This is a genomic window from Pseudoalteromonas sp. L21, from assembly GCF_021728035.1.
Lineage (GTDB): Bacteria > Pseudomonadota > Gammaproteobacteria > Enterobacterales > Alteromonadaceae > Pseudoalteromonas > Pseudoalteromonas arabiensis.
In genome coordinates this window covers 151,465-172,032 of sequence record NZ_JAKKCV010000006.1, presented here as the reverse complement: position 1 = coordinate 172,032, position 20,568 = coordinate 151,465, and the positions used below count along the sequence as shown (strand labels likewise).

The 20,568-nt window shown below is 40.3% G+C and carries 15 protein-coding genes; 10 read left to right on the top strand and 5 right to left on the bottom strand.

From position 1 onward, the window contains the following. Position 1: 1 nt before the first annotated feature. A complete protein-coding gene (gene rluA / locus L3V41_RS17175; protein WP_237114824.1) occupies positions 2-655 on the bottom strand; it encodes a bifunctional tRNA pseudouridine(32) synthase/23S rRNA pseudouridine(746) synthase RluA in 654 nt (217 codons plus the stop codon). A 149-nt stretch (positions 656-804) separates the two neighbouring features. Next, positions 805-3,699 carry an RNA polymerase-associated protein RapA gene (gene rapA / locus L3V41_RS17170; protein WP_237128165.1) on the bottom strand — a complete coding sequence of 965 codons (2,895 nt, stop codon included), beginning with the start codon at positions 3,697-3,699 and terminating at the stop codon, positions 805-807. A 299-nt stretch (positions 3,700-3,998) separates the two neighbouring features. On the opposite strand from rapA, the gene L3V41_RS17165 reads away from it, so the two are divergent. The 3 genes from L3V41_RS17165 (at position 3,999) to L3V41_RS17155 (ending at position 9,803) form a co-directional block, all read left to right on the top strand. Further along, positions 3,999-5,396 (top strand): PhoH family protein, encoded by a 1,398-nt coding sequence (locus tag L3V41_RS17165; protein WP_130150739.1) that lies wholly within the window; start codon positions 3,999-4,001, stop codon positions 5,394-5,396. A 62-nt stretch (positions 5,397-5,458) separates the two neighbouring features. Beyond that, positions 5,459-8,911 (top strand): response regulator, encoded by a 3,453-nt coding sequence (locus L3V41_RS17160; protein WP_237128164.1) that lies wholly within the window; start codon positions 5,459-5,461, stop codon positions 8,909-8,911. After that, positions 8,880-9,803 carry a diguanylate cyclase gene (locus tag L3V41_RS17155; RefSeq protein ID WP_237128163.1) on the top strand — a complete coding sequence of 308 codons (924 nt, stop codon included), beginning with the start codon at positions 8,880-8,882 and terminating at the stop codon, positions 9,801-9,803. Before L3V41_RS17160 ends, L3V41_RS17155 begins: the two co-directional genes overlap by 32 nt. A 28-nt stretch (positions 9,804-9,831) precedes the next feature. Here the strand turns inward: L3V41_RS17155 and L3V41_RS17150 are convergent, their stop codons facing one another. Further along, positions 9,832-10,215, bottom strand: a complete 384-nt coding sequence (locus tag L3V41_RS17150) for a DUF3192 domain-containing protein (protein WP_062570098.1) — start codon at positions 10,213-10,215, stop codon at positions 9,832-9,834. Positions 10,216-10,372: 157 nt separating this feature from the next. After that, on the bottom strand, positions 10,373-11,317 hold the full coding sequence (locus L3V41_RS17145; protein ID WP_193988340.1) for a D-2-hydroxyacid dehydrogenase: 945 nt from the start codon (positions 11,315-11,317) through the stop codon (positions 10,373-10,375). Positions 11,318-11,402: 85 nt separating this feature from the next. Here L3V41_RS17145 and zntR point away from each other — a divergent pair, with 85 nt between their 5' ends. The 4 genes from zntR (at position 11,403) to L3V41_RS17125 (ending at position 14,579) form a co-directional block, all read left to right on the top strand. Continuing rightward, positions 11,403-11,816 (top strand): Zn(2+)-responsive transcriptional regulator, encoded by a 414-nt coding sequence (zntR, locus tag L3V41_RS17140; protein ID WP_083515344.1) that lies wholly within the window; start codon positions 11,403-11,405, stop codon positions 11,814-11,816. Then, positions 11,800-12,951 (top strand): SO_0444 family Cu/Zn efflux transporter, encoded by a 1,152-nt coding sequence (locus tag L3V41_RS17135; protein ID WP_237128162.1) that lies wholly within the window; start codon positions 11,800-11,802, stop codon positions 12,949-12,951. The genes zntR and L3V41_RS17135 overlap by 17 nt, the downstream gene beginning before the upstream one ends. 152 nt (positions 12,952-13,103) lie before the next feature. Beyond that, positions 13,104-14,231 carry a 1-acyl-sn-glycerol-3-phosphate acyltransferase gene (locus tag L3V41_RS17130; RefSeq protein WP_062570101.1) on the top strand — a complete coding sequence of 376 codons (1,128 nt, stop codon included), beginning with the start codon at positions 13,104-13,106 and terminating at the stop codon, positions 14,229-14,231. Between the two features lie 99 nt (positions 14,232-14,330). Continuing rightward, the gene (locus L3V41_RS17125) at positions 14,331-14,579 is read left to right on the top strand and encodes a DUF1289 domain-containing protein (RefSeq protein ID WP_062570219.1); all 249 of its coding nucleotides are present in this window, start codon (positions 14,331-14,333) and stop codon (positions 14,577-14,579) included. Here the strand turns inward: L3V41_RS17125 and L3V41_RS17120 are convergent. Beyond that, complete coding sequence (locus L3V41_RS17120) at positions 14,576-15,271, bottom strand: transporter substrate-binding domain-containing protein (RefSeq protein WP_083515345.1); 696 nt, start codon at positions 15,269-15,271, stop codon at positions 14,576-14,578. The genes L3V41_RS17125 and L3V41_RS17120 overlap by 4 nt on opposite strands. Before the next feature lie 140 nt (positions 15,272-15,411). Between L3V41_RS17120 and L3V41_RS17115 the strand changes: the two genes are divergently transcribed. The 3 genes from L3V41_RS17115 to L3V41_RS17105 are packed head-to-tail and all read left to right on the top strand — an operon-like array spanning position 15,412 to position 20,561. After that, positions 15,412-15,612, top strand: a complete 201-nt coding sequence (locus tag L3V41_RS17115) for a DUF3283 family protein (RefSeq protein ID WP_062570102.1) — start codon at positions 15,412-15,414, stop codon at positions 15,610-15,612. Positions 15,613-15,614: 2 nt separating this feature from the next. Beyond that, positions 15,615-16,043 carry a GNAT family N-acetyltransferase gene (locus L3V41_RS17110; RefSeq protein ID WP_062570103.1) on the top strand — a complete coding sequence of 143 codons (429 nt, stop codon included), beginning with the start codon at positions 15,615-15,617 and terminating at the stop codon, positions 16,041-16,043. Between the two features lie 12 nt (positions 16,044-16,055). After that, positions 16,056-20,561, top strand: a complete 4,506-nt coding sequence (locus tag L3V41_RS17105; RefSeq protein ID WP_237128161.1) for an EAL domain-containing protein — start codon at positions 16,056-16,058, stop codon at positions 20,559-20,561. The last annotated feature ends 7 nt before the right edge of the window (positions 20,562-20,568 follow it).

Below are 20,568 nucleotides of genomic sequence, written 5' to 3'. Positions count from 1 at the left end.
GTTAAAACTCAGGCGTGGCTTCAAAAACCATTTCTTTACCACTGACAGGGTGAGCCAAACTGAGCATTTCTGCATGCAGTTGCAGTCTTGGCGCCATCGCTAATGCTGCTGGGTGGGCGTACAGTCTATCCCCTAAAATAGGATGGCCTAAAGACAGCATATGAACACGTAATTGATGCGAGCGCCCAGTAATTGGAGTGAGCTCTACACGAGTTGCATTGTCTTCATGCTCAAGCACTTTAAAATGAGTTAATGAAGGTTTGCCATTGTCATGGTCAACCATCTGCTTTGGACGATTAGGCCAATCACAAATAAGAGGTAAATCCACTGAGCCAGTTGGTTGTTCGAGTTTACCAAACACGCGTGCAATATAACGTTTAGCGGTTTTTCTATCTTGAAATTGCATGCTTAAGTTACGATGCGCTTCTTTGTGCATTGCTAAACAAATAATTCCCGAGGTTGCCATATCTAAGCGGTGCACAATTTTTGCTGTTGGAAATACGCGATTAACCCGTGCAATTAGGCAGTCGGCGTGTTTTGGATCTTTCCCTGGTACAGTGAGTAAGCCGCTTGGTTTATTCACAATAAGCAAGTCATTGTCTTGATAAACAATACTTAAATAAGGTGTCATTGGGGGATTATAATTGAGTAACACAGCCAGCCTCGATGATTTTCTAGAGCGCTATTTTAAAGGAGCTGAGAGAGTTACACAAATGTTGATGGTAGCGCTTCGGAAGGTAACTCCACGTTCATAAAAAAACGCGATGTGAAAACACACCGCGTCTATGATTGTCAGCCTAAAGCTTAGTGTGAAACCACAATCAAACGAATGGCATCCAATTTAACTTGGGCTTTTTCGATATAAGTCGTCAATTCACTGCGCTGTTTATCAAAAAAGTTAAGCTCTTCATCACGAATATTCGGATTGATTTGCTTAAGAGCGGCTAAGCGCGATTGTTCCTCAGCAAGTGCCGTTTGCATTTTTTCTAACGACGCAGCACGAAGTGCCTCAAGCTTGGTTTGTGCCATGCCTTGTGCGCTGGTGATCATTGGGTGAATAGCGCTTTGTAAAGCACTGGCTAACTTACTTGCTGTTTGACGGCCCACCGCTGATAGTTGCTGATTAAACGCGTCAAAGGCGACATTGTCAGCTAGGTTATTACTGCCTTTGTCTAGCAAAATACGAATAGGTGTAGGCGGTAAAAAACGCCCCACTTGTAGTGCTTTAGGTGCCATAGCTTCAGCAATGAAAATAAGCTCAACAAAGAAGGTACCAGCAGGTAACTTTTTGTTTTTCAGTAGTGCAACAGACGCTGTACCAAAGTCATCATCACAAATCATATCTAAGCTGCCTTGCACCATAGGGTGATCCCAGCTGATGAAATGCGCGTCTTCTTGCGAAAGCGACGTACTACGGTCAAATGTCACTGTAATGCCATCATCTTTCAAACATGGGAAAGATGGGTTTAGCATGTGCTCTGTTGGTTTTAAGATAATGGTGTTTTCACCTTTGTCTTCTTGGCTTACGCCGAAGGTGTCGAACACATTAATCATATAGCTTGGCAACGTGAATTGATCGTCTAGTTCTTCAATATCAGCAACTAGGCTCTCAGCACGCCCTTGACCACTAGAATGCAGCTCTAATAAGCGGTCACGACCACTTTCCATTTGTTTACGCAGCTGAGCATTTTGCTTAGCTACTTGCTCTAGAAGTGGCTCAAGCTCTTCTTCGTCACAATTATGAGAGCCAACAAACTCAAGTAATTCTTCACCAAACTCTTTATACAGCATTTGGCCTGTTGTTGAGGTTGTTTCAAACGCATCAAGGCCTTCGTTGTACCAACGTAATAGGACTTCTTGTGCAGTGTTTTCGAAATACGGCACATGAATGTTTACGTCTTGGGTTTGACCAATACGGTCAAGACGACCGATGCGTTGCTCTAACAAATCAGGGTTAAGAGGTAAATCAAATAATACTAAATGGTGCGAGAACTGGAAGTTACGCCCCTCTGAACCAATTTCAGAACACAGTAGAATTTGCGCGCTGTCGTACTCATCGGCAAAGAATGCTGCCGCACGGTCACGCTCAACGATTGACATTCCTTCGTGGAAAACAGACGCTTTGATTGCTTCACGCTCACGCAAAATTTGTTCAAGGCTAATAGCGGTTTCAGCTTTAGCACAGATAAGTAAGACTTTTTCGTGCTTAAGTGTTTTTAATGTCTCGATTAGCCAATCAACACGTGGATCAAATGCCCCCCAACTGGCATTTTCGCCTTCAAACTCTTGGAAAATCTTTTCCGGGAACAGTGCACGCAATGCGGTTAGTTCGGCGTTTTGAATACCCCCCATATTGCCCAAAACGGAGATAGCTGTTTTATATTGCTTCGGCATGGCCATAGGGTAGGCATGAAGTTTACGGCTAGGGTAGCCATCGATGCCGCTACGGCTATTTCTAAATAAAATACGTCCCGTGCCGTGACGGTCTAATAGCATAGATAAAATTTCGTTACGGGCAGTTTCATCACCTTGCTCCGCACTTGCAAGTAATTCGCTGATGTCTGTTTCTTTTAAGAGTGCTTTTAACGCGTTACGTGATGCATCAACCAAGCCCTTTTCAGCAAGGAGTTGGTTAGCAGCTTCAGCAACATCTTTGTAGTTACTTTCTTCTTCAACAAACGCATCGTAGTCGTAGAAACGATCAGGATCGAGTAATTGCAAACGCGCAAAGTGACTGCGATGACCAAGTTGGTCAGGTGTTGCTGTTAGTAAAATAAGCCCCGGAATGTCTTGGCTCAACTCTGCCATACGTTGGTATTCAGTGCTTGGTTTACCATTATTAATACTTAGATGATGGGCTTCATCAACGACCAGTAAGTCCCAGTCAGCCAGTGTCGCTTGTTCAAACCAGCGCTTTTTCTTGCTTAAAAACTCAAGGCTAGTAAGTACTAACTGTTCGGTTTCAAATACGTTTGGCGAGTCTGCAAATGCTTCGTCACAGCGTTCTTCATCAAAAATAGAAAAGCGTAGGTTAAAACGACGTAGCATTTCAACAAGCCATTGATGCTGTAAGTTTTCAGGCACGACAATTAACACTCTGCTTGCGCGGCCTGTAATGATTTGCTGATGTAAAATCATGCCCGCTTCAATGGTTTTACCAAGGCCAACTTCATCTGAAAGTAATACACGGGGTGCGAAGCGCTTACCTACCTCTTGAGCAATATACAGCTGGTGAGGAATAAGATTGGCACGCTGACCAATTAAGCCCTTAAGGGGGGATTGTTGGCGCTCAAACTGGTGTTGCCAAGTTTGGTAGCGAAGAGTGTAACGATCAAAGCGGTCTACTTGACCGGCGAATAAACGGTCTTGTGGTTTATTAAATTTGATAAAGTGATCTAAAAAGGTTTCTTTTAATTGTGCTTTCTCACCGTTGTCAGTACGAATACCGTGGTAGCACAATAAATCACCTTGTTCTTCAACAGACTCAACTTCAAGTTCCCATTCTTCAACGCTGCGAATAGTATCACCTGGATTGAATGCAACACGAGTAACAGGCGCTTCAGTTAAAGAGTAAACACGGTTTTCTCCACTGGCAGGAAATAAAATGCTGACCTGACGGCCTTCAAGGGCAACTACGGTGCCTAATCCTAAATCTGACTCTGTATCACTGATCCAACGTTGACCTAAGGAAAAATTCATATATGTCTCATCTATGAAGAAAAAAGGCGGCTATGTTACCTGTATCGTCTTGGTACTTCAAGGCAGTAAACTTGCCTTATACAATTAAATTTAGTCAATTATTTAAAGTTATTTTTTTGGTTGAAATTTGTATGTATTTTAACCGCTTAAATAATTGTAATTTTAGCTGTCATAAAAAAGACTTTTGCTACAAATAGACTAGACTGAGTATATACCTAACAAATAAATAACAGGTTCAATTCCCGCTTGTTTAGTTACTTGGGTATAGCATAAAAATCATAAAACGTAAGGAAAGTGCTATGGAAAAAGCTTCGAACCTTGATAGTAAAATGTATGTGCTCGATACCAATGTATTACTCCACGAACCCCTCGCTTATTTATCTTTCCAAGAACATGATGTTGTTATCCCCATGACAGTATTAGAAGAGCTCGACCACATTAAAGATAGAAAACACGATGTCAGCCGTGATGCTCGTGTTGCTATTCGTGGTTTAGATGAAGTGTTAAAAGATGCCTCTCCAGAGCAAATGTTACAGGGGGTGGCGTTACCCAGTAATAAAAAAGCGAAAGTTCAGTCCCGAGGTCGACTTATTATTGTTAACGACCACTTATTTGCAGACAGTATTTCTGGTTTACCAGGCAACGAAAATGATCACCGTATTATCAATTGTGCGGTGCATCTACAAAAACAGCACAGTGACAGCAAGGTGGTGCTGGTTACGAAAGACATCAATATGCGACTCAAAGCCAAAGGGGCAGGGCTTAAATTTGTTGAAGATTACAGAACTGATCAGCTGATTGATGACATCGCATTACTGACCAGTGGCTATAAAAAAATAGAAGGCGATTTTTGGCAACAGGTAGGAGAATGCGAAACTGAGCAACAAGGGCGGGACACTTATCACCATGTAGCAAAAAATACCATCAGTGACGTATTTTGTAATGAATACATTCTTGATAGTAGCGATCACTTTGCTGCGCGAGTAAAAAGTTATGATGATAAACAAATTACGTTAAAAGATATCAGTGTTGAGCGCCTGATGAGCCACACAGCATGGGGAGTAAAGCCAAAAAATGTTTATCAAGGTATGGCGCTCGATGCCTTACTTGACCCAAGTATTGAGTTGGTTATTTTAACTGGCCCCGCAGGCTGTGGTAAAACACTACTTGCGCTTGCCAGTGCCCTTGAAATGATTATTGAAAAAGGTATTTACGATAAAGTTATCGTCACCCGTAACACACCAGAAATTGCTGAATCTATCGGCTTCTTACCTGGAACTGAAGAAGAGAAGATGGCTCCTTGGCTGGCTGCTATTACGGACACTTTAGAGGTATTACATAAAGGTGACGAGAATCCTATTTCGAGCCGTAATTACATTATGGAAAAGGCCAACGTGCAATTTAAATCGGTGAACTTTATGCGTGGCCGCAGTATTCAAAATGCCGTGGTGATTTTAGATGAAAGCCAAAACTTAACAGCTTCACAATTAAAGACCATTATTACTCGTTGCGGTGAAGGGACCAAGCTTATATGTTCAGGTAATTTGGCACAAATTGATAGTAACTACCTGACCCCAGTTACCTCAGGCTTAACTTACATTGTTGAACGCTTTAAAGACTTTGAGGGAAGTGCTACCGTCAACTTAAACGGCGTTGTCCGTAGTCGCTTGGCAAGCTTTGCCGAAGAAAATTTATAACTTGCCAGCAGATCCTTGCCTCGTTAATCTAGAAAGTTCCGAGGCAAGGTACTTTGAAGCTAGTGAACTTTTTACCACTTAAACGTTATTACCGCTCTATCACTGTCGCACTGATTGTGCCATTGTTAGTGGCGTTTTTTTTATGCTTGCATTTGTACGACTTAAAACTTGAGCGTGCAATTGAGAATCGCCACAGCAGCTTTAATAATATTTCAGCTCAACTGAGCCATGCAATGAGCGCCGCCGATGGGCTGATTGATACTATGTTTACATTGTACGAGCAGCCTTTATCATATGATTTTGACCCAAGCTGGACTAAAAATGTCAACCAATTTGAGCATTACTATTATCAGCCAGTTGGTGATGAAATTGGCGAAATAGTTGGACAGGGTAAGTTTGCTTCCACTTCTTATGCACTTGAACAGTGGCGGCAGGTTATTGCATTAGGGCCTTCTTTTAATACCACACTCTCACTTATCCAATCTTTACAAGCGGTTGCTTATGTTAATGAGCAAGGTTTTGCCTACATCAAGCGGCGTTCTACCGCAGACAGCACGTTACTAACGACAATACTCGATAATAAACTCAAACCACAGCAATTAAACGACAACACACTTTCGTCAAGCCAAGTCGTTACTGTGAATAATCATGCTTATTTTGCAATTGGTAAAAAGCGTACAGCCACAAGCCATGACTACATCATTTTAATTTATGATTTAGAAGCCATTTCAAATTGGTTGCAGAAAATAGCGCCCCCGCAGGGGGAGTATATTTTTATAAATCAACATAACCAAGTTATAGCCAGCTCTGACGTGCGCTTAAATAGTGCAGTGGGTGCAGGTGATTACTGGCCTGAGCCAATGATTATTGACACTAAGCGGCCCGCAAAAAAGTCACATAGCTACTTGGTTCAAACCTCAGATAACTTGCCCATTCATACCCAGTTTTATGAATCTAAACAGGCGCTTAGTGAGCCAATTAGTTATGATATTCTTATAGAGTTTATATTTTTGTGCGTCTTTTTAATAATGATGTTCAGTGGGGTATTTTGGTTGAGCCAACGTATATTTGTTAAGCCCATGACACACTTGATCTGCTATTTAGATCAGCATAATGAGAATAGCAGCCCGCTTTTACATTACCGTATACCGACCGATTGGCAACCGTGGTTTAGTAGAGTTAAACAGGTCTTTAAGCGTAATGAAGAGCTAGTTACATCTTTACAAGAAGCCAATAAGGCACTTGATTCACAAGTTCAAGTAAAATCAGAGCAATTACGACGTAGTATTGATGCCAAAGAACGTCATTTAGCCTTGTTAAACACCATGCTTAACAATGTGCCTGATCTCATTTATTTTAAAAATACTTACGGTGTTTTTTTAGGTTGCAATAAAGCTTACGAAAGTTACGTAGGCATGCCACAAGAAGAACTCGTGGGTGAAAAGTTTACTAACACAAATCAAGACAATATTGAGCTGAGTTTATTAGAAGAGAACGTGTTAACTGAGCGTCAAGTCTATCAAAAACGCTTAGTTACAAATAATAAAACATACAACCTCAGTATTGCGCCATTTTATAATGAGCATCAACAACTGTTAGGTACGATGACCATAGGTAGAGACATAACAGAGCAACACGAAGCGCTTAATGCGTTGCAAAGCTCCGAAGCAAAGCTCAAAAGTGCCATGGAGTATGCAGCGAACGGGGTTATTTTATTATCTCTAGATTACCAAGTGTTACAAGCTAACAAAGCTGCCCGCCAGATATTTTCAATGCAAAAAAGCCACAATATACCCAGTCAGTATATGTTGGCAGATTTATTCGTTGCGCAATCACTAGAAAAATTAACGCAAACACTTAAGCAGCTGCATAGTGAGAAGAAAAATGTTTATCACTTTAGCTTACCTCAACAAGAGCAAAAGCGTTGGTTGCAAATAAGTGTCTCCTTGGTATGGGATAACGAACAAACCCCTGATTATTATGTTTTGCACGTGCAAGATGTCACAGATTTAATTCAGGCAAAGAATGATGCGGAGAGAGCGACATTAGCTAAAAGTCGTTTTATTGCGAATTTAAGTCATGAAATACGTACGCCCCTTAATGCAGTGTTAGGTTTAATAGATGTAATCGCTTTACAAGGTTTATCGCAAGAGCAGCGAGGCTACGCATCGCAAGCTAAGTCGGCAGCAAATAGTTTGTTGTCACTACTTAATCGTATGCTTGATTTTGCTCGTGTTGAAAGTGCGCAAGTGCAATTAAATAAGGCACCATTTAGCGTGGCTGACTTAATTGATTACTGTGAAGGGATTGCAACGCCTCTTTGCAGTAAAAAAGGTTTAGAGTTTAGCGTCGAATGTGATGACACCATTAATGCAAATTTATTGGGTGATCAAATTTGTTTACAGCAAGTGCTCGCAAACTTATTAACCAATGCGGCTAAATTTACAGAACATGGCAGTGTAAAACTGAGTCTTACTTTAGTTGAACAGTCCGATGAGCAGCAACTTATTTGCTTTGTAGTTAAGGATACGGGGATTGGTATTAGCGACGCTGATCAAAGTCGATTATTTGATGCTTTTACGCAAGGAGACGAGTCGCTTACTCGTTCTCATCAAGGTGTAGGACTTGGTCTAGCAATTGTTAAATATGAAGTCGCATTGATGGGGGGGGAAGTTAAACTCACAAGTGAAAAGGGGAAAGGCAGTGAATTTAGCTTTTGTTTACAGCTTGATAAAACCACACAGACCGCCAAAAAAAACAGCCCGTTACTCCCATCAAGTACAGATTTATCAGGTCTATTAGTGCTTGCAGTGGATGATAATCCACTTAATTTAAGTATTATTAAAAGTATTCTGAAGCAGGCTAACATTACTGTTATTTGTGCTGATAGTGGTGCAAAAGCAATTGAGTTATCAGCAAGCTTAACCCCAGATCTGATTTTTATGGATATTCAAATGCCAGAGATGGATGGCTGTCAGGCGACACGAATTATTAGGCAATCATTCACAAAAGAGCAGATGCCTATTTATGCTTTAACCGCCCATAGCGAAGCTGCTGATATTGAACAATCTGTCGCTGCAGGTATGAATAAGCATTTAACAAAGCCAATTGTTGCAAATAAGCTCTTTTTAGCAATGAGTGAACTTGATAAACCAATTGAACCATTTTTTGATCATTCTTTTGTTTTAACTCAGTTTGCAAATGATAGTGATTTGGTATTAACTATGTTGTCAAAGTTTGCCACTATGGCCGCACAGCAATTATTAGAAATTTCTACCTTAAGTACTACTGAAGAACTGGTTAGAGTTGTGCATAATGTCAAAGGGTCTGCTGGTAATTTAGGTTTTAAGCGATTGTCAGCATGTGCTAAACAGTGTGAGGCTGAACTTAAAACGCAAGGTAAGCTTCCTGAGCTATTAAACGATGAGCTGCAGCAACACATAAAGCAAGTTATTGCATTTATCATCGAACAAGGATCTACAAATGTTGAAAAAAGCCAAGGTACTGATTGTTGATGACGATCCGTTAAATCGCTTGGTCTTAGAAAAAACATTGCGACAAGATTACGATGTTTTTTGTGTTGAAAGTGGTGAAAAAGCACTTACATTTTTAAAAACACAACCCGTTGATTTATTAATCTTAGATATTGTTATGCCGGGTATCGATGGCTATGAAGTGCTGGCACAAATAAAAGAAAATACAACAACAAATATGTTGCCTGTTATTTTTATATCCGCAAATACCAGCCATGATGATGAGGCCAAGGGCCTTGAATTAGGGGCAATGGATTATATAACTAAGCCCTTTAGCGCTGCGATTGTTCGTGCCCGTGTTCGCAATCAGTTAATGATCAAACAAAAAAATGATCTACTCGAAATGTTGGCATCGATTGATGGCTTAACTGAAATTCCTAATAGACGTTATCTTGATGAAAACTTATCTAGGGAATGGCGGCGCTCAAGACGAGATCATACCCCTTTGTCGGTTTTATTGATGGATGTTGATCATTTCAAGCGTTACAACGACTGTTACGGTCATCGTGCGGGTGATGATTGCCTTAAAAAAATAGCACATGCACTTGTTGGCTCATGCGAGCGAGGGAGTGATTTTGTTGCCCGTTACGGCGGGGAAGAATTCGCAGCTGTGTTGCCCAGCACTCCTGCTAAAGAGGCGGTTGCTTTCGCTAATAAGCTACGCAATGCAGTTAATAAGTTAAGTATTCCGCATAAGGCCTCTTTAAATTCAGAGTATGTGACAATTAGTATTGGTATTGCCACCACAGAGTCAGGGCAAGTTTATGCTGAGCAAACATTACTGGAAGAAGCCGATTTAGGATTATACCAAGCTAAAGAGGCAGGGCGCGACCAAGTGGTATCGCGGTTAGTATCTGCGACATTGCAGGAGTAGGTTATTTGTCTACCCCTGCATAAAGTAATTAGCCATTACTAAGTGATTTATAAATAGTGTCGCCCACACCAATTAATTTATCGTTTTTAAAGACCAAAGGGGTGCACTCATCTTTGGTCGTTTTGCTGTCTGAGTGGATGCTATGAGTGGCATAAAAGAGTACTTGGTATACGCCGTCATCCTGTTTTAGTAACTCTGTAAAGTTAGGTGTGCTTAGTTTATTGAGTACCGTTTGGTAAGGCGTATCAAGTGCTAAGTTTGCAATGACTTCACGATTATTTTTGTGGTGTTTTTGCCAGCTTGTTGACGAGTCGCCTGCCCAGTGAGTTTCGGCTTCACCGTCTGACACGGCAATGACACAACCGGTTAAAAAAGGTGCAGTTAGCGCGGCAATAAGAAGTGCTTTTTTCATTGTTATATCCCTTGTTTTATCGTTTCGTTTTTTCATATATAGCAATCCATTTGCCAACATTTTATTTCTTTTATAATCAAAGTTTTAGCTTGTTGTTGCGAGCTAGCTAAGTAATGTGGAACTCATTACTTAGCTTATTTGGCTAAAAAATTGTTTTTTAGACCAGTCTATTTCGTGCCTCACCTTGGCTGAAGGCGTTGATGTTAAGTGCTATTTCAGCCACAAGTCGAGCAATTGATTCTTGACTCGCCCAAGCGATATGAGGTGTTAGTAATAAGTTATCACCTTGATATATGGCAAGTGGATTATTTTCTTCTGCTGGCTCTTTGCTCAACACATCCACACCGGCACCCGCAATCACATTATTAGCAAGGGCATTGGCTAAGTCAGCTTCATTGATAATTCCCCCTCGTGCTGTATTTATTAGGATTGCTGTTGATTTCATCATATTAAGCTCTTTAGCCGCTATTTGGTTGCGAGTTTCATCAGTCAGTGGGCAATGAATACTGATAATATCCGCTGTTTTAATCGCCTCTTCAAAGCTAACACGTCCTTCGCGAGGAGCATGCCCTTTACGTTCACTTATTATTACATTAACACCAAAAGCACGGCCTACATCAGCAACCGCTTTACCAAGTGAACCATAACCAATAATCGCAAGTGTTTTGCCTGACATATCATTAAAACGGTAATCTAAACGACAGAACATCGGGCTTTGTTGCCATTTTCCAGATTGGCAATCTTGAATATAACGGTGGGTATTACCCAGTAAGTTAGTGATGAGTGCGAATGTATGCTGTACCACAGAAGGAGTGGAGTAGCCTGCCACATTGGTGACGGCAATATTGTGCGTTTTGGCTGCATCTAAATCAATGTTGTTGGTGCCTGTTGCTGCAACACAAATTAGTTTTAGGTTGCTAAGCTGCGACATCGCTTTTTGATCAATAACGACTTTATTAGTAATGATAATATCGGCATCCTGACAACGAGAAACAACATCTTGTGGGTCTGTTAAATCATAGCAAGAGAGTGTTCCCAAGTTTGCTAATGAATCTAATGAGGTATCTGCTAATGTGGCGGTATCAAGGATGGTAATATTCATGTGCTTTCCTTTTTTAATTTAATGCTTGACCTTAGGGTGTACTCCAAGGTTTATAGTACGTATAAGCTTTTAAATGGAGACGGTGATGAAAATAGGTGAATTTGCCCGCAAGTTGGGAGTTTCAACAGATACATTAAGGTACTACGAAAAACATGGTTTGTTAACGCCTAGTTCGCGCTCACAGTCAGGGTACCGTATTTATACCGATACAGACATTAAACAGATGTCGTTTATCTTACGCGCTAAAAACGTGGGGTTTAGCTTGTCTGAAATTAAAGAGTTGCTGCAAATAAAAATTCATAAAGATCAGCATTCGTGCCATGAAGTTAAAGAAATGACTCTACAAAAACGTGATTTAGTCGCTCAACGTATTGAGGAATTAACACGGTTTTATGATTCATTATCGCTATTAGCAAAGAAGTGTTGCGGCGGCGAAGAGCCTGCTGAAAATTGCTCTATATTAACGACATTGGAGGATATAGATGGACTTACTCACTAATTTTTGGCAGTTATTTTTACTGTCTGCCCCTTGGTTGATGTTGGGGTTATTAATAGCAGGACTATTAAATGTTTACTTGCCTACGGACTTTTTGCATCGTCATCTTGGTAAAGAGGGACTTTGGACCACAATTAAAGCTGCTCTTATTGGTGCCCCAATGCCATTGTGCTCATGTGGTGTGATCCCTGCCGCTATAGGACTTAGGCGGGCTGGCGCTTCAAAAAGTGCGACGACGGCTTTTTTAGTATCGACCCCTGAAACGGGCGTTGACTCTGTTTCTGTTTCTTATGTTTTATTAGGCCCTTTTATGGCTGTGATCAGGCCGATTGCAGCCGTATGTAGTGCGATTGCTGCTGGTGTGTTAGTTGGTAAAGAGAGTGAGTTTAATAATGAGCGTACTAAAACCTCGCATAACCTTGAAACAGTAACAAGTAGTTGTTGTAGCACTAAGCAAGCAACCGCTAAAGAGCCTACATCAAGTTGTTGTAGTACAAAGCAAGCTCCCACTGTTGAGAAAGCAAGCTGCTGCGCAAGCAAAAAGGAAGTCGTTAAAATTGAAGGAGGGGTTGCAAAGCTTAAACGCGCAATAAGTTTTAGCTGTAATAAGTTGCTTGAAGATACCATGGTATGGTTGGTTATCGGTCTATTTTTTGCCGCACTGGTCCAAACCTATGTGCCTGAGTCGTACTTGAGTCAGTGGGGAAGTGGTATTTTTGCAATGCTGGTGGTGATCTTAATTAGCATTCCTATGTATATTTGTGCGACGGCATCAACCCCGATTGCAGCCGGTTTATTGCTCAGTGGTGTATCACCAGGCGCCGTGTTGGTATTTATGTTGGCAGGCCCTGCCACAAATGTTGCAACATTGGGTGTGGTGGGTAAAGAGTTGGGTCAACGCGCTGTAGTTGCTTATTTAATCGGTGTCATAGGCGTTGCATTACTATTCGGTTTTTTAACGGATTACCTAGTTTCTGAGTTTGGTTTTGTGGTGGCACCCATGATGGGGGAGGAACATCAAGTATTACCGCACTGGTTGAGCTTAGTGTGTGGCGTATTATTGGTCGCTTTAATGTTGAGGTTAGCGTTAAAAATACTCTTAAAGAAGTCAACACAGACTGGTAAGAGCATTAGCTAATTGATTGTTATAAAATATATTTTTATAACTATTAAGAGAAGATATAGGTTAACTATCGCGTCTCGGTTCGCATTTAAAATTGCCTGAGTTATAATCCGCCAATTCTTTAAACGGTACGCTAAGCGTGCCGTTTTTTAACTTAAGTAGTTTTTATGAGTGAATGTGTGGATAAATACGCAGATATAAGACCTTACAATGATGATGAAGTTGCAGACTCAGTGGCGCGTTTAATTGCTGATAATGCCTTTGTGGATGTTATCGCTAAGTATAATCTACCACGCTTTTTATCTTATTTTCCGTTTATAACACGCCCATTAGTACGTCAGCAGTTAAGAAAAAAGTGGGGTAAAACCAACTCAGTTGAACAAGTTCAGCATGAAGTTGCTGATTATCTGAATAAGCTAATTACTCGTACTACGTCGGAAGTCACGTTTTCAGGTATCGATAAACTTGATCCGAAGCAAGCTTATTTATTTATCTCTAATCACCGTGACATTGTTCTTGACCCTGCTCTGGTTAACTGGGGCTTGTTTAAACACAATATGCCGACTGTTCGCATCGCAATTGGTGATAACCTGCTGCAAATTCCATATATTACTGAGTTAATGCGCTTGAATAAGAGTTTTATTGTTAAGCGCTCCGCGAAAGCACCAAAAGAGATGTTAAAAGCGCTCTCGCAACTTTCTGCTTATATTTATGATTCACTGGCTGAAGGTCACTCTATTTGGATAGCGCAAAAAGAAGGTCGTGCGAAGGATGGTTTTGACCAAACTGATCCTGCACTACTTAAAATGTTGCAATTACAAGGTCGTAAACAGAAAAAAGAATTTGCAGATTATGTGCGTGAGCTAAAAATAGTACCTGTTTCTATTTCCTATCAGTATGAACCATGTGCAATTGCAAAAGCAAAAGAGTTGTATCATAAGCAACAACATGGCCAGTATGTGAAGCAGCAAGGTGAAGATATAGCCAGCATTGTTGAAGGTTTCAGTACAGCCAAAGGGCATGTTCACTTAGCGTTTGGTCAGCCAATCGAGTCAGGTTGTGAATCACCAGAGGAGTTGGCAAAAACGATTGATCAGCAAATTGTTGATTCGTTTTTCTTACATCCTGGTAATTATATTGCTGGTGGCTGTAAACAAGCAGTAATAGATAAAAAAGACGCTGAAGCATTTGATGCGCGTTTAAGCCAAGTTCCTGAAGAATTAAAGCCTTTGGTCTTAGCTATGTATGCAAAACCATTCCATCGCAAGGCAGAGCTTGCAACGAGCGAATCTTAATCAGAGTAACGCATTTTAAAAGCTACTTTTTAAGTGGCTTTTTTTATGACTAAATTTCAGGCTATACTTTCAGTACCTTTAATTTACTGGCAAATTGTGATGCAACAAATTGAAATATTTGAAATCCCAAGCCCTTGCAAAGGAATTTGTCAGGTTAATAACCGTGGTTACTGTAAAGGGTGTTATCGCAGCCGTGATGAGCGCTTTCATTGGAATAAATTCAGTAATGCGGAAAAAAGAAAAGTGATTATTTTATGTCAGCAGCGTTATAAACGCTTCCTTCAGAAAAAGCTCAATGCGGCTGCACACATACAATCTAGCCCTGAGCAAGGTGGTTTCGATTTTTAGAAGTCGGTAAGGTTATATTTGTTTTTTAAAAATCGCACTGTTCCTTGTTCATCTAACTTTTTTAATGCAGCTGTCAGCTTAGGGATTAATGTCGCGTGACGCTTATGCACAAAGTGAAAGCTCTGCATAGACATTAGTACTTCTTTGTGAAATTGGCTCTGATCAAAGTTAGGGTGTTTTGTTGACAGTAAAAAGTCGAGTAAGAGGGCCCCTTCAACACGTTTTTGTGTCAGTAAATTTAGCTGAGCAGTGATATTTCTAACAGTGATAACATCGCCATGAAATGGCTGTTTATCTAAAAAACTTTGTGCTGCAGGGTAGCTAGACTGGATTGCTAATGATTTTAAGTCGCTATAAAGACACGTCTGACAGTTTTTTAGTAATAGCAAATTAAAATTAAATAGCGGGAAATCAACCTTTAATAGGTTAGGGTAATCTTGTGTTACGTCAGCGATGCGGCCTAATTGCCCATCAAGAACCCCTTCGTTTGCAGCAGCTAAAGAACTTTGATGATTAAAATCAATGATATGTAATTCGTAACCAATCTCTTTATAAGCCATACGAAGTAAATCTATGACATAACGTGCTTGCGGTGTATCAGCAGGGCGGTTGAATATTAATAAACTAGCGTGAGTCGAAAAAGCAAAGCAAAGCAAAACAAATGCGAAAAAATAAATGATAAACTTTGGCATTGTGCTTTCCTAGCGGGCGTAAATTCGTCGTTAATTTACTTTCATGTGTGGCTAAAATCAAGGTTGGCAGGTCGTTAATATGCTAATTTTTTCTTTACTTTGTTATACTGGAAAAATAGTCACTTTATTCCTGAGATAGTATGAGTTTTAATTTATGTAAGTTGCCGAGAGAGCAAAAGTACCAAATTCAACTAGATTATGAAGCGTCTTTTTGGGCCTACCAGATTAAGCGTGGTAAAAACACACGAGAAGGTGTGTACACAAGCATAAATAGCAGACCCATGTCTGAGCAAGCATTTTTAAAGCAGCAATTTGAGCATTACCTGTCGTTAATGAGCTAGTAATGCCCAAGCTAAAATTTTGCTTGCTTGATCCTATAAAAACACCGCTAGTTAATAAGTTTTATAATAAACACAGTGCGCGTGGAAGAGCGACGAAAGCTGATCAAGTGTGGGTTGCTTACCATGAGATAGATATTGTTGGTGCCTGTCGTGTACAAAATCAACATGGCTATTTATTTTTATCAACTTTATATGTTGATGCCCAGTGGCGTGGTAAAAAAATAGCCTCTCAGTTACTTGAAACTTTACTCGCAGAGCAAAAAAGCGGCGTTTTTACTTTCGCTTATCAAAATCTAATTGATTTCTATCTACAAAATGGGTTTAACTATACATTAACATTACCCTGTTCTTTGCAATCGTTGTTTGAGGTGTATGCACATCGAGATATTGTCCCAATGCACTTTACATGTGACGCCGTGCCAAGTATGTAATTTGGAACGTTAATGACTAAGTTTTTAACCAGAATTATCTTCTGTGCTATTCTAATAACCTGCTTTTCTAGTCAAATCAGCTTTGCACAGGTCAAACGCTTATCAACAAGTGAAGGCTTATCGCAAAGTTATGTCAACACCATGCTCATCGATAACAGCGGTTACTTATGGCTTTCAACGGAAGGTGGACTTAATCGTTATGATGGTTATGAAGTTGTTAATATTAAAGGTCCTAATGGTGAGCTTGAAGACGCAATTATCGATCGTATTTATCAAGACCCACAAGGGTATATCTGGATAGCGTCAATACAAGCAGGGTTATTTCGTTATGACCCTAGCGAAGATTCATATGAACAATTTATCCCCAAACCGACTACCGAAGAGCAAATATTCATTGAATCGGTATTCAGCATGGTTGCGGTAGATGATAAAACGCTTTGGCTAGGGCGTGGTCAAGATTTTGCTAAGCTTGATTTAGAAACCAAGCAAGTAACCTCATTATTTAAAATTCCAGAGCGAATAAAAAGCAGTGTCATTCGCGAGCTATACCCTTATAAAGGCTATATTTTCATGGGCACAAGTAACGGAGCATATGTGTACCAAATCGCTTCGGGAAAAGTGAGAAAACTTGAGCATTTGCAAGATAAGCCAGCTCATATATATCAAAACTATGTAAAGTCTTTCGCTGTCGTCAATGACCAAACCTTATTAGTGGGTGCTGTGAAAGGCTTGTATAAGGTCGATATTAGCCAGCTTGATAAGATGTTTACCACACCAGAAATTGCCTTTAGTAATGAAGAGTTAGTGCGTGATTTAAATATCTGGAAGATTATTAAACAAGCATCAAAGGTAACTTTAGGAACAGATAAGGGGTTATTTGATTATACCCTAGCAACGAGAGAGCTGATAAAAAATACCCGCTTGAAAGAGAGCGGCTATACACTTGCAGATACTAGTATTATTGATGTCGTTAAAGACAGATCTGGCGGTATGTGGCTGGCGACTAAAAATGATGGCGCATTTTACTTATCCTACGATAACTATAACTTCATTAATGTTGTTGCCAGCTCAATTAAAGGCGATGGATTGTCACACCACTCTATTTGGGGGTTGACTGAGTATCAAGGTCGTCTTTGGCTTGCCACTCATAATGGCTTAACTGCTGTCGATTTAGATACCTATGAAAGTGAAGTATTTCTAAAAAACTATCAAGTTGATCTGATCACAACAGAGTTTAGTGTTTATCAAATTATGCCTTATAAAGGCAAACTGTGGTTGCATACTAATCGTGGTATTTTTAGTTTTGACCCGACAACAGGGCAGGCTAGTCCAGTTAAAACAGCTGATCCTGAACAGCAAGTTTTAATTAACGATTGGGTGCATGGTGTGTTACTGATGCCAACGGGTAATTTACTCTATGTACACCCGGATTATGGCATGTTCGCCTATAATATCGATAGCCAAAAAGTGACCCGTTTAGGCGGCAAGTTTGATGAGTTTGAACCTTTTTTAGCTTATGGTTTTTTGCCTGCTTTATCGAGTAAACCGGACGCCCCCCTTTTTTATAATGCGGGAATTTTGTATCAAGTTGACCCACAGACCTATGACTTAACAACTATTTATACTGTTCCTGAACAACATGAAAACGTCGCTGTTAATGTTATGTCCTACATTATTGATAATAACAATGTACTGTGGTTATCTTTATCTAATTTCGGCTTAATAGGTCTTGATGCAACGACCTATGAACATATATACACAATTGATTTAGAAAAGAATAAGCTCGGCACCTTGCTTTATGACATGGTGCTAGATGAAGCCGGTATGATTTGGATGAGTTCCCACAAGGGGTTGTGGCGTTTGAACCCCGAAAACTTACATTTCCAGCAATTTACAGGGTCTGAAGGGCTACTTTCAACAGAGTTTAACAGTGGTGCATTCACACAACTAGCATCAGGACAAATAGTCTATGGTACGCTTAAAGGGTTTACTTATTTTTACCCTATGGATAATCACTATCAACAACCTTTAATCGACCATGTCAATATTACGAACCTTGATTTAATGTCACGTGATTTACCAGCAGAGCTCAAACAGCCCATTGATAGCGTTGTTCTTGAACACGACGATATCGGTCTTGAAGTGGCCTTTTCGGCTATGGCATTTAACTATCAAGAGCGAATTCTTTACGAGTATCAATTAGGTGATGGTCAAAAAACTTATACTCGAAACAATAATCGTGTTCTTTTTCCTAAATTAAGTGCTGGTAAATATCATTTAAAAGTTTGGGCAAGAGACCCTTTAACAGGTGAGCTAACGCCGCCTGCGATTTTGAATATAGAAGTTAAATACCCCCTTTGGCGAGCTCCTCATTTTATTTTCTTATATATATTGCTGATTGCACTATTGGCCGCAACGTGGGTTTACAGGCGCAATCGTACGCAACAAATACTCCTTGCTGCTCACAAAGAAAGTAAAGAAAGTGAAGCCCGTCTTAAGCTTGCATTAGAAGGAAGCCACTCAGGGATGTGGGATTGGTCATCAAAAAGCCTCATTATTTATCAACCAAGGCTAAAGAATGAGCTCGGCTATGACGTTGATGGTGTTAACTTGGATGATTACTTAGCAAAGATACACCCTCACGATAAACAAACATTCCGCCTTGAATGGTTAGAGTTTTTATCAACTGAAAAAGGTTACTTTAATTGTACTTATCGACTTCGTCATGCGGATGGTCAATGGCGTTGGTATAAAGATTTCGGTAAGGTCGTTGAATGGCATGGGAATGTTCCTGAGAAAGTAGCAGGGACTTATACGAATATGACCCGTGAGCTGGTATTTGAGGAAAACGCGCGCTTGTTTGGTGCTGCCTTTGAACAAACGCGCGATTGGGTTTTTATTTTAGATAAAAATTTACGTATTCGAGCGACTAATAAATCATTTCAAGATGCCTTTGCTTTCCCCGCGGATCCCCGTTCAAGCCGCTCTTTAACATTAGGCTTATCTATACCTGCTCGTATTCATTACTTACGAATTATGCAAAAACTGCAATCAGGTGAACATTTCTCTGCAGAGGATGTTGTTGAGGTTGCCAGTGGTGAAAAGCGTCAAGTGCTCATTAAGATAAGTGCAGTCGCGGGTAGTAATCGTCAATTAGATTGCTATGTGATTATTGTTACCGATATTAGCGCACAAAAGTTGGCTGAGAATGAGCTTCATCTGCTGGCTAATTATGACACTTTAACTGGCTTGCCTAACAAAACCTTATTTAGTGATCGTGTTAATCACGCCATTGAGCAAGCAGATTATCATCATACAAAAGTGGCTTTATTGAATGTAGATATAAAGCGTTTTAAAAATTTTAATGATTCGCTAGGACATGAAGAATCTGACGAGCTTATAAAACGGGTTGCGAGACGTTTAAAGCAGGTACTACGTCCACAAGATAGTCTTGCTCGGTTTGACGGCAATGAGTTTATGATTCTTGCAGAGGACTTTAAGCGTATAGATGAGTTACTCGCATTGTGCGCAAGTGTGATGGAGAGTGTTGAAAGCCACATTGAGCTTAGCTTGCAAGCAGTTAAAGTTAATTTAAGTGTTGGCGTTGCAATTTACCCTGATGATGCCAACAACACCAAAGCATTGCTCAAAGCTGCAAATGTAGCGCTTTACCATGCCAAAGGGCATGTTGAAGGAGGCTATCAGTTTTATAAGCAGGAGATGAACTTGCAAGTTCAACGTACTTTGCATTTAGAATCTCAATTAAGCAAAGCATATCAAGAACATGAGTTTTGTAATTATTATCAGCCAATTATTAGTGCAGAAACGAAGCAAGTTGCAGGTCTTGAAGTATTACTACGTTGGCCAAGTAATGATAATTACCAACCAGAAGATTTCGCAAATGCCGCTGAAAGCTCGGGCTTAATCACAAAAATTATGCTGCAGACTTTATCTCGAGCACTGATTGAGCTTCGTCAGTGGCGTATAACACACCCTGAGTTATATGTTTCAATTAACCTATCGGCGCTTGATTTTGAAAGTGCTCATCTCGTTGAGAGTATTCATCAGGCACTTGATGTATCAGAAGTTCCGCCAAGCGCTGTGGTTTTTGAGATCACAGAGTCCGTGATGATGCATGATTCAAATAAAGCACAGCAGAGTATGGAAGAACTCAAAGCGTTAGGTTGTCGAATTTATATCGATGATTTTGGAACTGGCTACGCGTCACTAACCTATTTAAAACGCTTTCCTATCGATGTGTTGAAAATAGATAAGAGCTTTGTACATGATATTGGCATTGATAAAGATGATGAAGCGATTATTAATTCTACACTGACCCTTGCTCGCAGCTTAGGGAAGGAATGTGTCGCCGAGGGCGTCGAAAATAAAACACAACTTCGCTTTTTACGCCAATTAGGGTGCGAATATTTTCAAGGCTATTTATTTAGTAAGCCAGTACCTGGCGACTCGGTTAGCCCGTTATTAAACGCCCATTGGCAAGATGAGTTTAACGAATAAAAACCCT

Bases quoted from the DNA above. Each gene is read 5' to 3' on its own strand.
- L3V41_RS17110 (WP_062570103.1), top strand. From the start codon at position 15,615: ATGCCCAAGCTAAAATTTTGCTTGCTTGATCCTATAAAAACACCGCTA.
- L3V41_RS17125 (WP_062570219.1), top strand. From the start codon at position 14,331: ATGCAACAAATTGAAATATTTGAAATCCCAAGCCCTTGCAAAGGAATT.
- L3V41_RS17150 (WP_062570098.1), bottom strand. From the start codon at position 10,215: ATGAAAAAAGCACTTCTTATTGCCGCGCTAACTGCACCTTTTTTAACC.
- L3V41_RS17115 (WP_062570102.1), top strand. From the start codon at position 15,412: ATGAGTTTTAATTTATGTAAGTTGCCGAGAGAGCAAAAGTACCAAATT.
- L3V41_RS17145 (WP_193988340.1), bottom strand. From the start codon at position 11,317: ATGAATATTACCATCCTTGATACCGCCACATTAGCAGATACCTCATTA.
- L3V41_RS17165 (WP_130150739.1), top strand. From the start codon at position 3,999: ATGGAAAAAGCTTCGAACCTTGATAGTAAAATGTATGTGCTCGATACC.
- L3V41_RS17120 (WP_083515345.1), bottom strand. From the start codon at position 15,271: ATGCCAAAGTTTATCATTTATTTTTTCGCATTTGTTTTGCTTTGCTTT.
- L3V41_RS17135 (WP_237128162.1), top strand. From the start codon at position 11,800: ATGGACTTACTCACTAATTTTTGGCAGTTATTTTTACTGTCTGCCCCT.
- zntR (WP_083515344.1), top strand. From the start codon at position 11,403: ATGAAAATAGGTGAATTTGCCCGCAAGTTGGGAGTTTCAACAGATACA.
- L3V41_RS17130 (WP_062570101.1), top strand. From the start codon at position 13,104: ATGAGTGAATGTGTGGATAAATACGCAGATATAAGACCTTACAATGAT.
- L3V41_RS17155 (WP_237128163.1), top strand. From the start codon at position 8,880: ATGTTGAAAAAAGCCAAGGTACTGATTGTTGATGACGATCCGTTAAAT.
- rapA (WP_237128165.1), bottom strand. From the start codon at position 3,699: ATGAATTTTTCCTTAGGTCAACGTTGGATCAGTGATACAGAGTCAGAT.
- L3V41_RS17105 (WP_237128161.1), top strand. From the start codon at position 16,056: ATGACTAAGTTTTTAACCAGAATTATCTTCTGTGCTATTCTAATAACC.